This window comes from Streptomyces sp. M-16, assembly GCF_052114405.1.
In the GTDB taxonomy this organism is placed as follows: domain Bacteria; phylum Actinomycetota; class Actinomycetes; order Streptomycetales; family Streptomycetaceae; genus Streptomyces.
Genome location: NZ_JBFRER010000364.1, coordinates 1 through 361, shown reverse-complemented (window position 1 = coordinate 361; position 361 = coordinate 1). Strand labels below are relative to the sequence as shown.

Here is a 361-nt window from a genome sequence, read left to right as displayed (position 1 = left end):
GCCGACGGCACCGAGGTGTTCTGGCCCTACAAGCGGGACCCGGAAACCCTGGCCAGGCCGTGGGCGGTCCCGGGGACCCCGGGGCTGGAGCACCGCATCGGCGGGATCGAGAAGCAGGACGGCACCGGGAACATCTCCTACGACCCGGCCAACCACGAGCTCATGGTCCGCACCCGCCAGGCCAAGATCGACGGCATCGCCGTCCCCGACCTGGAGGTCGACGACCCGGCCCGCACGGCCCGCACCCTCGTGCTGGGCTGGGGCTCCACCTACGGCCCCATCACCGCCGCCGTCCGCCGGCTGCGGGCCCAGGGGACGGCCATCGCGCAGGCCCACCTGCGCCACCTCAACCCCTTCCCGG

General features: G+C 74.2%; 1 pseudogene. It reads left to right on the top strand.

The window, feature by feature from the left end:
• Nucleotides 1–361, top strand: a pseudogene (locus AB4039_RS42580) (2-oxoacid:acceptor oxidoreductase subunit alpha); the annotation flags it as partial.